We start from the raw sequence: 12,051 nt of genomic DNA on the forward strand, positions 1-12,051 counted from the left end.
CGGTGCCTAGCGGCGCAGCAGTTGGTAGCGCAGGCGGCGGTACTGAAAGTACATGATGCAGCCCACGCAGATCTTCTCGGTCAGGTTCAGGACGGCCAGCGCGATCACGACCACGCCCAGCAGCGCCCCCACGACCGGCAGGCCCGCCAGGGTGAACGCGGCGGAGGCCAGCAGGAAGGTGCCGCCCACGCCCTGCGCGAAGTGATGCGCGCGGGGGTCCTCGTCCACGACCTCGGGGCTCAGGCCCAGACTGCGGCCCAGCAGGCGGTACGCGGCGCGCATGGGGGACACCCCAGGGCGCACGGCCCCCAGCAGCATGGCCGCGCCCAGGATCAGCGTCAGGGCTGGAAGGGTCAGGATCACGGCCAGCAGCGTCACGAAGACCACGGTCAGCTGATTGAATTTCAGCGCACTGAGGTCCGTGCGTGCGGGCTGTCGGGTGGGGGCGGAGGCAATCATTGACAAAAAAGGTAAACCTTTATGGCGTACAAAACAAGTCAACTATCCAGACAGGTGACCGGATACACCCTTCACGGCGCCCACACCCACCGCCCGGGCCAGCGCAAACGCCCCCCGGAACAGCCGGAAATCCCTTTGCCAGCGCGGCCGGCAGGTTGTCCTGGCGCCAGCGGAGTGGGGAGGCGCCACGTCAAGCGGACCTGCGGCAACGCGGCCCACACCTGCCCGCTAGCCTGCCGGAGCCACCCCCGCCAGGTGGGCTGACCACGCCCCACCCCTTTCCCCCGGCCCACCCAGCCCAGCAGGAGACCCCATGACCGACCCGACCCCACCAGCCAGCCTTAACCGCCCCGCCGCGACCCGCCGTCCGGCCCGCCTGCTGGCCACCGCCGCCCTGGGCGTGCTGCTGCTGGCCGGTGCGTATGCCGGCGCGACTGCCTTAGCCGCGCCCAGACCCTCACCACCGACCTGACCGGCACGCTGCGCGCCCGCGCCGCCGCCTCGGGCGCGCAGGTCAAGCAGGTGTCGTACACGCGCGGTTTCACGTACAGCACGCAGGTGCTGCGCCTCACGCTGCCCGGCAGCACCGGGGCCTCGCAGACCCTGCTGGTCACGAACGACATCCAGCACGGCCCGCTGCCCGCCCTGAAAGGCGTGGGGCAGGCCACCGTGACCACCACCTTCCGCCCCGAGGACCCGCAGGCGCAGGCCGCGTACGCGCGCGCTTTCCCGGACCGCCAGCCGCAGGTGCAGACCGTCATCGGACTGGCCGGAGACACGCACAGCCGCGTGGACGTGCCGGGCGGCACCCTGACCGAGCAGGGCACCACCGTCAACTGGCAGGCGCTGGGCGGCACCGTGGACGTGCAGGGCAACGACACCCGCCTGAACCTCAGCTGGCCCGGCCTGACCGTCAGCGACCCCGGCGACGGCGACCCGACCACCGGCACCATCGGTCGCGTCACCCTGACCGGCGAGAACCGCCGCAACGGTCCCGCAGACCCCATCGGCCTGGGCCGCGCCAGCCTGACCCTGGACCGCGCTGCCCTCCAGGGAGACGGGGCCTCCATGAACCTGACCGGCCTGAACATCAGCGCTGACACCGCCGCGCAGGGCAACTACCTGAACAGCACCGTGAAGTACGACGTGGGCACCCTCAGCCTGCCCGGCCCCGACGGCGCCGCCCAGTCCCTGCGTGACCTGCAACTACACCTGAGCCTCGGTCACCTGGCCCGTGAACCGCTGGCCCGCCTTCTGGTCCTGCTGAACGACGCGCCGAGGGAGCTGGACGGCGCACAGCCGGGTCAGCCGGACAGTGCCGTCAGTGATCCGCTCGCGGGCCTCAGCGCGGCGCAGCAGACGCAGGCCCGCGCCGACCTGCTGGCCGTGCTGCAGGACAACCCGGTCCTGACCCTGGACCGCCTGAACGTCACGCAACCCGCCGGGAACGTCACCCTGACCGGTCGGCTGGCCCTGCCCGGCGCGGCCCGCCTGAACGATTCGCAACTTCAGGCGCTGTCCGACCAGCCCGCCGCGCTGCTGCCCCTGACCGACCTGCAACTGAAACTCAGCGCCACCTGGGACGCCCTGAACACCCTGTTCGGCAACTTCGGCCCGCTGGCCCAGATGGCCGACATCGACACCCTGATCAGCGCCGGGTACCTGACCCGCAGCGGCGACCAGCTTGGCCTCGACCTGCGGTTCGATCAGGGCCGCGCCACCCTGAACGGCCAGTCCATGGAGTAATGGCCCCAGGAGTAACTGTCCCTGGAGTCACCGGAGGCCGCACCCGCCGGGCAGGACGGCCGCTCAGGGTTGGTTCTCGCAGGCCAGTCCGTCGCGGTCGCCGTCCATCTCAGGCCGGTACCCGGGCTGGCCGCGCCGCAGGGGCAGGGTCGCGCCAGCTGCGCGGGCGGCGGCGCAACTGCTGAACACGGCGGGCGCGGCTGACTGGCGGATCTCCGGTGTCCCGGTCTTCGGTGTGACCTGCGTGGCGCAGCTGCGGCCCGTGGGCAGCCGGAAGGGTGCGCTCGCCGGCCGGTTCACGCGGTACCCCAGGTCCTCCAGGGCGCCCAGCGTGAGGGGACTGACCGGGTTGACCCGCCCCGTGAAATCCCCGGCGGTGCCGGACAGGATCTCGCTGCACACCGCTGCCCCGGCCCAGTGCCCGGCGTCCGGGTCGAGCGGCACCCCTACCTCCCGGCCGCCCAGCGCGCGGTACGCGGCCAGGGCGCGCGGGCCGGTGTAGTACAGCTGCTTGCCCACCCGCCTGACGAAGGTCCTGCTGTCCGAGTCGCCGTTCATGGACACCCGGTACTCGGCCTCCCACAGCGTTCCCACGCCCAGCGTGTGCAGCAGCTCGTGAATCATGGTGTCCAGCAGGTCCGCGCGCGGCAGGTCCCCCAGGCCGTCACTGTTCAGGTCGATGGTGCCGTAGATGGGCAGGTACGATCCGTCCCGCAGGTCGCAGGGCATGCCGGTGGCGTACACGTCGTCCCCCAGGCTTTTCACGACCACGAACACCACGAAGCGCGGCGCGGTCTCCCGCAGGCGCGGCAGGCCCCGGTCGCAGTCCCCGGCGGGCGCGTTCAGCCGGACGGGCGTGAACGGCGAGGCGATCAGGGCCGACACGCGCGCCGCGGCCTCCTGCACCGTGGCCCGCTGCGCGGCACTTAGCGGTCGGCCCAGCAGGCGGGTCTCGATGGTGAACGCCCCGGGCGCACCGGCGGGGGCGGCGTGCGCGTGCGGCGCGGTCGCCAGCAGTCCGCCCACCGCCACGGGCAGCAGGGACCGGAGCAGGGAACGCAGCGTCGGGGCGAACGTGAACAGCGGAGGCACGCCCTCACTGTAATCCCCCGCAGCAGACCCGGAACCTGACATGATACGGACTCCGGTTGAAAGGTTTGCAAAAGCTTTCAACCCGAGCGGACTCGTAGAGCTGCGCAGCAGAGCGAGCAGGAGAGAAACGGGTTCCGGGCGTGGAGCTGGCAACCCGGCGCATTGGCGGGTTGTCAACGAAACAGACGGAATCCGTATGATAGGCCCAGCCGGCACCCGTCCCCCGCGCCCGCCGCCCCCTTAAAACGGAACCTCACGGAGTTGCCATGCCCAATTCGCTACCTGATCACCTGCCCGGCCGACTGGCCAGTCCGCTGTCCTCTCCGGCCCGCCGCGCCCCTGCCCTGCACCCGGGCCTGAGTATCGCGGTCCTGGGTGTCCTGCTGGCCCCCGGCCTGACTGCCGCTGCCCAGAGCAGCAAGGCCCAGATCAATACCACCCAGATCAACACGGCCCGGGCTGCTCAGGCGGCGCCCGCCCCGCGCACGCTGGACATCACGGTCGGCCAGCAGGGCACGGAACTGCCCGTGAACGTGGGTGACGTGCTGCGGTTCACGCTGGGCGGCCCGTCCGGCACCGGGTACTCGTGGCTGGCGCTGGAGGTCGACCCGGCGTACCTGCGGCTGCTGGACCGCAAGACTGCCGCGCCGGCCGGGGATGGGGGCCTGCCCATGCCCGGCGGTCCCGGCCCGGTCACGGTGTACCGTTACCGCGTGCTGGCCGCGCCGCGCCCGGGTTTCACTGTGCCGCTGATGTTCGCGCACGTCCCGCCCGGACAGTCGGGCCTCGTGAGCGCCGACCTGATCCGCTACAGCCTCGTGACCCGCTAGGTGGTCCTGCATGAAGAGTGGCCCTGCATGAAGAGGAGCCCTGCATGAACTCTGAACCCGGCGGCTCTGACCCCCACCCTGACACCCAGTTCAGTGAGTACGCGCAGAACCGTGTCGTCACCGGTACGCGCGGCGTCAGCCGGGACGAACTGCGGGATCTGATCACTGAGCACGGCTGCTGGGGGCGCACGCTGGCCGACTTTCAGGACCTCGCGGGGGTGCGGATCTCGGGGGACACGGCGTACATCACGCAGTTCTACCTGCTGCCCGGCCCGGCCCCCCACGCGGACGGTCAACCCGAGTCCCTGGCCGACACCTGGGACGCCCTGCAACGTGAGCACGCGCTGCCCGCGCCCCCCGCCCCGTCCACCTGACTCGCCGCCCGGCAGGGAAGTCCGTACTACACTGCTCAGAGTGAACACGTTCAAAGTTCAGGTGGGTGCCGTGACCCGCGACCTTCCCATCGTTCCCGTCGCTCCTGGTGTCAGTGTCGCCCTGTTCAACATGCTGGGCGACACCGAAGTCACCGAGGCCGCAGGCCGTGAACTGGCCCGCCTGCTGCCCGCCGATATCGACGTGCTGGTCACGCCGGAAGTCAAGGCGCTGAGCCTCGCGCACGTCATCAGCCGCGAGAGCGGCAAGCCGTACATCGTGATCCGCAAGACGCAGAAGCCGTACATGGTGGACCCCGTGGCGCGCGAGGTGGTCAGCATCACGACCGGCAAACCGCAACTGCTGGTCCTGGACGGCTTCGACGTGCAGAAGATCCGGGGCCGCAAGGTCGCCATCGTGGACGACGTGGTGTCCAGCGGCGGCACCCTGCACTCCATCCGGCAGATCATCGAGGAGGTCGGCGGCGAGGTCGCGGCGGTCGTCGCCGTGTTCACCGAGGGCCAGGAACGCCCGGAAGTGACGGCGCTGGGCCACCTGCCGCTGTTCGAGAGCGAACCCACCGCAGGCTGACCCGGACCGTCCGCTCCGCTGCCGCGCGCCGGGTGGGCCGGGTGCGTCCATTCCAGTGGAACAGACCCGGCGCACCTGAAGCGCCGCGCGCACAGCCGGGATAGGGTGGGTCGCATGAACAACCCGAACGAACTGACCGTGCAGGTCGGCAGTCTGGAACGGCACCTGCCCATCGTGCGCACCGGGAACCTGGGGCGCGTGCCGCTGGTGGAATTCATGGGCGACAGCGCCTTCACGAACGCCGCCGCGCAGGAGATGCTGGCCCTGATCCCCCCGCAGACCCAGGTGCTGCTGACCGTCGTCACGAACGCCCTGCCCCTCACGCATGAACTGAGTGACCGCAGCGGCATCCCGTACGTGTGCGTGCGCAAGAAACGCCGCACGTACATGCACGACCCGCTGATTCAGGAGGTGCCCAGCATGTCCCTGGGTGTCACGGAAACCCTGTGGCTGGACGGCCCGCACGCCGCCCGGCTGAAAGGCCAGCAGGTGACCATCGTGCAGGACGTGATCGCGTCCGGCGGGACCGCGCAGGCCCTGGCCCGCCTCGTGGAACGCTCCGGTGGAACTGTCACCGCGTACATCGCCGCGTTCCGACGCGGCACGCCCCCCATGGCCGTCACGGCCCTTCAGGACCTGCCGACCCTGCCCGGTTAGTTCTTCTTACTCAGCAGGCCGGGCAGGTCGTCCGGCAGGCGGCGCATGGGCAGGTCGAACAGGGTGCGGGCGGGCTCGTTGGGGGCCGTGTTGCCCTCCTTGAGCATGGCGTACTGATGTCGCGTGATGGGCGGGTTGGGCAGGATCTGCATCAGCGGCACGGCGAGGTCCATCAGGGCCAGCGGCACCGGCACGATGGGTTTCTTCTTGCCCAGCGCCCCGAGTTCGAGTTCCAGCAGTTCCCGGAACGTGAATTCCTGCGGGCCGGTCAGGGCGTACGTGTGCCCGCTGCCCAGGTCGGACCCGGCGGCAGCGGCGAACGCCTGGGCCACGTCCTGCACGCTGACCGGCCGGAACGGAAAGCGGCCGTCCCCGATCTGCGGCACGATCGGCGCGGTACTCACGAGTTCCCGCAGGACCCGCCCGAAGAAATCATCGCCCGGCCCGAAGATCAGGCTGGGTTGAAAGATCGTCCAGTTCAGGCCACTGTCCCGCACGAGCGCCTCGGCCTGCGCCTTGCTGCTGGAGTACCCGCTGCTGCTGTCGGGCCGCGCGCCCAGCGCACTCATGTGCACGTACCGCGCGCCGCGCGGCGTGGCCGCCAGGACGTGGCGGGTGCCTTCCACATGCACGCGGGCGAAGGTCTGATCCCCCTTCTCGGCAATGATGCCGACCAGATGCACGACCACCTGCGGGTCGGCCTGCCCCACGGCGCGCTGCACGCTGCCGGGATCGGTGACGTCCAGTTTCACGCCCCGCGCGCCGCCCACGTCGCGGCCCGAGCGGCTGCCGGCCGTGACGGTGTGCCCGCGCGCGATAAGTTCGGCCACGACGGCCTTTCCGACGAAGCCGCTGGCTCCGGTAACAAGTACGTTCATGCTGAACCTCCAGAAGGGTGCGGGGGGATGGCCGGGCTGCCCAGCAGGGCCGCCGCGATCTGCTGCGCGGCGCTGGGCGCGTCCGGCCCGGCGTACTGACCGCCGAGTTCCTGCGCCAGTATGGGCTCGGCGTTCAGCAGCGCGCCGCCGTAGAACAGCGGCATCCCCAGGCCGTCCAGGTCGCGCAGGTGCGCGCGGGTAGCGTCCAGAGCCCAGGTGCCGTTCAGGGCCAGCAGGACCGCGCGCGCCTCCCGCTGCCGGGCGTACACGGCCAGGTCGCCCAGCGGTACGTTCGCGCCCAGGTACGCCACGCGCACGCCCCGGCGGCGCAGCGCCAGCGTCAGCATCATCAGTCCCAGTTCGTGCTGCTCCTCGGGCGCGCAGGCCGCCACGACCAGCGGGCCGCACCCGCCCTGCACGCCCGCCACGTCCATCAACGCCGACAGGCGGGACCGCAGGTACGCGGTCGCCTGATGCTCGTGCGCAATGGTGATCTCACCGCGTTCCCAGCGCGCCCCGATCTCGACCATGGTGGGACTGATCACGCCGGTCATGACGTCCTCGACCGGCAGGTGCGCGTGCACCCCGGCCAGCACCGCGCCGGCCCGGTCGGTATCCGAGGCCAGCAGCGCGTCGGTCAGCAGCGCCGACCAGCGGGCCACGCCGCGCCCCTCCGGCTGCGCGGGTGGGGGTGCCGCCACGGGCACCTCGGCCGGACTGCTCGAGGGTCGGGTGGCCTGCACGGTCAGTTCGGCTGCGCGGCCGGCGGGCACGCCCGACTGTAACTGGGACTGCATGTACTGAATGGCGGCCACGTCCCCGGGCGAGTACAGGCGGTACCCGCTGGCGTTCCGGACAGGATGCGGAAACCCGTACCGCCGTTCCCACTGCCGCAGCGTGGTGGCGGGAACGCCCGTCTGCACCTCGACTTCCGAGGCGGTGAACATTCCGGTCTGGGACCGTCCGGCGGTGGGCTTCATCGTAGACCATTGTGGCGCACGCCGGGACCGTTTGATGGTAAGGATTACGCATAATACGGACTCCGATAGAATGGTTTGCAAAACCGTTCCATCCGAGCGGATGCGAGTGGGAGCAAAGCGGGTTCCGGGCGTGGAGTTGGCAACCCGGTGTCGTTCCGGGTTGTCAACGAAACAGACGGAATCCGTATAAGGCCGCGCCGACATGCATTGACGGCCATCCGGGCGGACCCCGGCCCCCGTTCCGGCCCGGCGCCAGGGTCATCTGCCTGCCGGGGGCGGCCAGTACAATGCCCTGTTCATGCGAAGCGCCGCCCAGACCCGATCCCACCTGCTGCCTCTGCGGCGACTGCTGACCGTGTCGCGCCCGGCGCTGTGGGTGAATACCATCGGGACGCTGATCACGGGCGTGTGGCTCTCGGGCCGCCTGTACACGCTGGACCCGGCCACGCTGCTGCTGCTGGCGTACCTGACGTTGCCGTTCAACCTGCTGATCTACGGCCTGAACGACCTGTCCGACCGCGAGGAAGACGCCCGCTCGTCCCGCAAGGGTGGCTGGCAGGGCGCGCGCCTGACCCTGGCCGAGGGTGGGCCGCTGCTGCGCGCCACGCTGATCCTGAATATTCCCGCGCTGCTGGCGCTGGCGCTGTTGCTGCCCCCGGCCGCCACGACCCTGCTGCTGGTCTCGGCGGCGCTGTTCGTGGCGTACAGTCTGCCGCCCCTGCGTCTGAAGGGCCGCCCGTTTCTGGACGGCTTGAGCAACGTGGCGTACGCCCTGCCGCTGGCCCTGCCTGCCCTGACGCTGGGCAGCCCGGTGCCGTGGTGGCCGCTGCTGGCCCTCATGAGCTACTCGGTCGGGAAGCACGCCTTCGACGCCGCGCAGGACATTCCCGCCGACCGGGCCGCCGGGACGCGCACCGTGGCGACCACGCTGGGCACGCGGGGCAGCGCCGCCTACGCGCTGGCGTGGTTCGTACTGGCGGCGGCGCTGCTGCTGCCCGTCTCGCAACTCACGGCGCTGGCGCTGCTGCTGACCTGCGGCGGTATGGCCATGGGCCTGCTGCGCCGCCCCACGCCCGCACAGGCCGCGCGCCTGTACCCCCTGAGCATCGTCACGCCGTGGATCGTGGGCGCGGTGGCGGGCGTGCAACTGGTGTACCTGCTGGCGCGCGGCCAGTGGACCGGCCTGTGAACTGGCCTACGAGCTGGCCCGTGAACTGGCCCATGAACTGGCCCATGAACTGGTCTGTCACGTGAGCCACGTGGGGGTCGTGGGCGGCGGGATCGCCGGACTGACCCTGGCCGCACTCCTGGCCGCGCGCGGGCACGCGGTCACCGTGTACGAACAGGACCGCGCGGGCGGCAAGCTGCGCCGCGAACAGGCGGGCGGCCTGAGCTTCGACACCGGCCCCAGCCTCTTCACCTTCCCAGACGTGTGGCGCGCCGTCCTGCACCGCCTGCACGAACCCGACCCGCTGGACCTGCGCCCCCTGCCCGGCGCTCTGGGCGTGCACCACACCCCGCACGGGCCGGTACCGCTGCCCGTGCCGCCCAAACATGCGCTGTTCCCGCACTGGCAGCGGTACGCGCAGGCGGCCGAGCCCCTGCGGGCGCACCTGACCACCCTGCTGACCACCCCGCCCCGCCTGAGCGACCCGGCGTTCCTGCGGGCGTCGGCGGCGCTGCTGCGCGTGACCGGCCCGCACGCCAGCGCCGCCGCCTGGCTGCGCGCCCGGCACCTGCCGCCCACGCTGGAGCACGCGCTGGCCACCCACGCCCTGAACGCCGGCCTGAGCCCGGGTGACGCCCCGGCCCTGTACGCCCTGATTCCCGCGCTGGCCGGTGATCAGGTGCTGCGGCCCGCCCGGGGAATGGGCGCCCTGCTGGACGCCCTGCGCGGCTTCTGCGAGGCGCGCGGCGTGACCATTCGCGAAGGCGTGGGCGTCCGCGCCCTGACCGGCACCACCCTGACCCTGAACGGGGGAGGGGTCCGCCGCCACGATCTGATCGTCAGCGCCATCGACCCGGCCCGCCTCGCCCAGCTGCGCGGCCAGCCGGTCAGACCCGGCCCCCGGACCGTCAGTGGGGTGGCCCTGTACGCTGCGCTGCCCGCCCCTGCCCTCCTGCCCGCCACCAGCGTCATCCCGCCCGTCAGCTTCCGGGACTTCCGGGCCGCCCTGCGTGCCGGGGCACTCCCGCCCACCACACTGGCACTCGTGCACGCAGACGGCCCGCGCCTCGCCGTCCTGCTGACCGCCCCCCCCACCGGCCGCACCCTGACCGCCGACCACCCCTGGGTCCGGGGGCAGCTACGGCGTGTGGAACGCACCCTGAACGTGCCCGGCCTGCTGGACTCCGCCCTGGATACCGTCACCCTGACGCCCGCGCACTACGCGCGGGGCGGCCACCCGGGCGGCGCGATCTACGGCGCAGCCCTGCCCGTCTGGCGCGGCGGCCCGCTGCACCCCCAGCCATACTGCCTGACCCCCACGCTCTGGCAGGTCGGAACCGGCGTGCACCCCGGCGGCGGCCTGCCCGCCATCCTGGGCGGCGCGCTGATCGTGGACCGCCTGCTGCGCGAAGCGGGCTGGTAGATGAACAGCACCCCCTTCCACGCGGAGGGGGTGCGTGGTGATCGTGACGCTTACTGGCCGGTGATGGCCTTGTAGGGGTCGACCAGACCGTACCCGAAGTTATTGTCCTTCCCGGCCGTGCCCAGGTCCCTGGCGGTGCTGGTGAGCAGGCTGAGCAGCTGGGTGTTCGTGAGGGTGGGTTTGGCGGCCCAGACGACGGCGGCAGCGGCACTGACGTGCGGGGTGGCCATGCTGGTTCCGTCGAGGGACTCGTAGTCGGCGCCGGTCACGGCGACCGTGCCGGTGGTGGGGAGTTTGGTCAGCAGGCCCTGCCCGTCGGCCTGCTGGACGCCCACGACGGGCACGGCGTAGGTGTTCGTGAGGGTCATGCCGAGCGCTCCGGCGGCGTTGTTGTAGATCATGACGCCCCTGGCGCCGCTGGCGACGGCGTTCGCGGTCTTCTCCTCGAAGGAGCAGGTGCCGCGCGCGATCAGGGCGATGTTGCCGCTCAGGGCTGCGTTGCGGGTGCTGGTGCCGCAGAATTCGTTCGCGCCGGCCGTGCCGGTGCCGTCACCGGCCTTCACGACGTTCCCGGTGAAGCTGCCCCGCCCGGTCAGGTCGGCGGCCTGCACGTTACTGAAGGTCACGCCGCCGCCAGAGGCGCTCGCGGCGGTGCCCTGCCCGAGCGGCACGCTGCTCAGGACGGCCACGCCGGGCCCCGACAGGTCCACCTGCGTGCCGAAGTTACTGAAGTCGGCCTTGGCGAGGTTGCTGTCCACGGCGGCCACGCCGGCCACCTGGGTGTAAGCGGCGGGGTAGGACACGGCGGCCCCGTCGTTCCCGGTCGCGGCGATGATCAGGGCGCCCTTGTTGTACGCGGCGGTGTACGCGCGCTGTTCGGTGGTGCTCTTGCTGCCGCCGCCCAGGCTCATGGACACCACGACCCGGTCCTGCGTGCCGCCCTGCGATTTCAGCTGGGCCACGCACCAGTTCACGCCGTTGATGATGCCGCTGCTGCTGCCGGACCCGGTGTCGCCCAGCACGCGGCCCATGTACAGGTTCGCGCCGGTCGCCACGCCGCCCACGCCGTTCGGGTCCATGCCGCTCTGCTGGCCGGTCGCGCCGGTGCCCGCCCCGTACTGCGCGAACACGGTCCCGGCGACGTGTGTGCCGTGGTGGGACACGTCGTTCAGCGCGTAGGGGTCGTTGCGGTTGGCTTCGGTGGTCACGAAGTTCTTGAAGCCCGTCAGTTTCCGCTGGAATTCCGGGTGATTCCCGTCGATGCCGGTGTCTAGGATGCACACCGCGACCTTGGTGGTGGCGGCCCCGGTGTACCCGGCGGCGCGCAGGGCGGGAACGCGCAGGGCGTTGTCGCCCCAGGTGTACTCGCCGCTGGGTGCATACAGCGCCTGGGCACCCAGGCCCTGCGCGCCCAGGGTGTTGGGGGCGGGGCGGGCGTCGCTGCTGCCGCTGCGCATGCCCTGGGCGCGGTGCACGGCTTCCTGCTCGATGTACTCGACGCTGGGGTTCGCGCGGAGTTTCGTGAGGGCGGCGGGGCTCAGGCGGACGGCGGCGGCGCTGATGTCCGCCCACTGGCTGCTGATCACGCCCCCGGCCGCAGTGATGGCCTGCGCCTGCACGGCGGCCTGAGCGGCGAGTTCCTGCGCGCCGAGGCCCTGACCCCCGAGGTTCTGGGCGCTGAGCGGCTGGCGGAAGCCCACGAGGTAGCTGTCCGTCCCGGCCGGCGTACCGGCGACGGGGGCGGTAGGAGCGACGGCGTCCGGGGTGACGGCACTCTGCTGTCCGCAGGCGGCCAGGGTCAGGGCGAGGGTCGTTGCCAGCAGGGGGTGGGTCAGTTTCATGCGTGCCTCCGTGA

13 protein-coding genes are annotated in these 12,051 nt (G+C 71.5%); 8 read left to right on the top strand and 5 right to left on the bottom strand.

The genetic code is table 11. The annotated features are described in order from the left end of the window. Positions 1 to 6 precede the first annotated feature (6 nt). A complete protein-coding gene (locus tag M8445_RS11645) occupies positions 7 to 459 on the bottom strand; it encodes a DUF4395 domain-containing protein (RefSeq protein WP_273987921.1) in 453 nt (150 codons plus the stop codon). Between the two features lie 313 nt (positions 460 to 772). Between M8445_RS11645 and M8445_RS11650 the strand changes: the two genes are divergently transcribed. Both M8445_RS11650 and M8445_RS11655 read left to right on the top strand, forming a co-directional pair. After that, a complete protein-coding gene (locus M8445_RS11650; RefSeq protein WP_273987922.1) occupies positions 773 to 931 on the top strand; it encodes a hypothetical protein in 159 nt (52 codons plus the stop codon). An 8-nt stretch (positions 932 to 939) separates the two neighbouring features. Next, positions 940 to 2,205 (top strand): YdgA family protein, encoded by a 1,266-nt coding sequence (locus M8445_RS11655; RefSeq protein ID WP_273990899.1) that lies wholly within the window; start codon positions 940 to 942, stop codon positions 2,203 to 2,205. Positions 2,206 to 2,268: 63 nt separating this feature from the next. On the opposite strand, the gene M8445_RS11660 is transcribed toward M8445_RS11655, so the two are convergent. Continuing rightward, positions 2,269 to 3,297 (bottom strand): excalibur calcium-binding domain-containing protein, encoded by a 1,029-nt coding sequence (locus M8445_RS11660; protein ID WP_273987923.1) that lies wholly within the window; start codon positions 3,295 to 3,297, stop codon positions 2,269 to 2,271. A 266-nt stretch (positions 3,298 to 3,563) separates the two neighbouring features. On the opposite strand from M8445_RS11660, the gene M8445_RS11665 reads away from it, so the two are divergent. From M8445_RS11665 to M8445_RS11680, 4 genes are all read left to right on the top strand, one after another. After that, complete coding sequence (locus tag M8445_RS11665) at positions 3,564 to 4,127, top strand: hypothetical protein (protein WP_273987924.1); 564 nt, start codon at positions 3,564 to 3,566, stop codon at positions 4,125 to 4,127. Positions 4,128 to 4,171: 44 nt separating this feature from the next. Further along, positions 4,172 to 4,501, top strand: a complete 330-nt coding sequence (locus tag M8445_RS11670; protein ID WP_273987925.1) for a hypothetical protein — start codon at positions 4,172 to 4,174, stop codon at positions 4,499 to 4,501. A 40-nt stretch (positions 4,502 to 4,541) separates the two neighbouring features. Continuing rightward, positions 4,542 to 5,090, top strand: a complete 549-nt coding sequence (locus M8445_RS11675; protein WP_273987926.1) for a phosphoribosyltransferase family protein — start codon at positions 4,542 to 4,544, stop codon at positions 5,088 to 5,090. A gap of 114 nt (positions 5,091 to 5,204) precedes the next feature. After that, positions 5,205 to 5,747 (top strand): phosphoribosyltransferase family protein, encoded by a 543-nt coding sequence (locus M8445_RS11680; protein WP_273987927.1) that lies wholly within the window; start codon positions 5,205 to 5,207, stop codon positions 5,745 to 5,747. On the opposite strand, the gene M8445_RS11685 is transcribed toward M8445_RS11680, so the two are convergent. Both M8445_RS11685 and M8445_RS11690 read right to left on the bottom strand, forming a co-directional pair. Next, positions 5,744 to 6,625, bottom strand: a complete 882-nt coding sequence (locus M8445_RS11685) for an NAD-dependent epimerase/dehydratase family protein (protein WP_273987928.1) — start codon at positions 6,623 to 6,625, stop codon at positions 5,744 to 5,746. The two genes, M8445_RS11680 and M8445_RS11685, sit on opposite strands and share 4 nt — an antisense overlap. Next, a complete protein-coding gene (locus M8445_RS11690) occupies positions 6,622 to 7,605 on the bottom strand; it encodes a MerR family transcriptional regulator (protein ID WP_273987929.1) in 984 nt (327 codons plus the stop codon). Before M8445_RS11690 ends, M8445_RS11685 begins: the two co-directional genes overlap by 4 nt. A gap of 298 nt (positions 7,606 to 7,903) precedes the next feature. Here M8445_RS11690 and M8445_RS11695 point away from each other — a divergent pair, with 298 nt between their 5' ends. Continuing rightward, the gene (locus M8445_RS11695) at positions 7,904 to 8,794 is read left to right on the top strand and encodes a UbiA family prenyltransferase (RefSeq protein WP_273987930.1); all 891 of its coding nucleotides are present in this window, start codon (positions 7,904 to 7,906) and stop codon (positions 8,792 to 8,794) included. Positions 8,795 to 8,855: 61 nt separating this feature from the next. Then, positions 8,856 to 10,196: a phytoene desaturase family protein gene (locus M8445_RS11700; protein WP_273987931.1), complete on the top strand. Its 1,341-nt coding sequence runs from the start codon at positions 8,856 to 8,858 to the stop codon at positions 10,194 to 10,196. Between the two features lie 50 nt (positions 10,197 to 10,246). Here M8445_RS11700 and M8445_RS11705 read toward each other — a convergent pair whose 3' ends face one another. Next, positions 10,247 to 12,037, bottom strand: coding sequence for a S8 family serine peptidase (locus M8445_RS11705; protein ID WP_273987932.1), 1,791 nt, complete (start codon positions 12,035 to 12,037; stop codon positions 10,247 to 10,249). Positions 12,038 to 12,051 lie beyond the last annotated feature (14 nt).

The sequence above is a fragment of the Deinococcus aquaticus genome (assembly GCF_028622095.1).
In the GTDB taxonomy this organism is placed as follows: domain Bacteria; phylum Deinococcota; class Deinococci; order Deinococcales; family Deinococcaceae; genus Deinococcus; species Deinococcus aquaticus.

Coding starts and splice junctions, on each gene's coding strand:
- M8445_RS11645 (WP_273987921.1), bottom strand. CDS start 459: ATGATTGCCTCCGCCCCCACCCGACAGCCCGCACGCACGGACCTCAGT.
- M8445_RS11650 (WP_273987922.1), top strand. CDS start 773: ATGACCGACCCGACCCCACCAGCCAGCCTTAACCGCCCCGCCGCGACC.
- M8445_RS11665 (WP_273987924.1), top strand. CDS start 3,564: ATGCCCAATTCGCTACCTGATCACCTGCCCGGCCGACTGGCCAGTCCG.
- M8445_RS11670 (WP_273987925.1), top strand. CDS start 4,172: ATGAACTCTGAACCCGGCGGCTCTGACCCCCACCCTGACACCCAGTTC.
- M8445_RS11680 (WP_273987927.1), top strand. CDS start 5,205: ATGAACAACCCGAACGAACTGACCGTGCAGGTCGGCAGTCTGGAACGG.
- M8445_RS11685 (WP_273987928.1), bottom strand. CDS start 6,625: ATGAACGTACTTGTTACCGGAGCCAGCGGCTTCGTCGGAAAGGCCGTC.
- M8445_RS11690 (WP_273987929.1), bottom strand. CDS start 7,605: ATGAAGCCCACCGCCGGACGGTCCCAGACCGGAATGTTCACCGCCTCG.
- M8445_RS11695 (WP_273987930.1), top strand. CDS start 7,904: ATGCGAAGCGCCGCCCAGACCCGATCCCACCTGCTGCCTCTGCGGCGA.
- M8445_RS11705 (WP_273987932.1), bottom strand. CDS start 12,037: ATGAAACTGACCCACCCCCTGCTGGCAACGACCCTCGCCCTGACCCTG.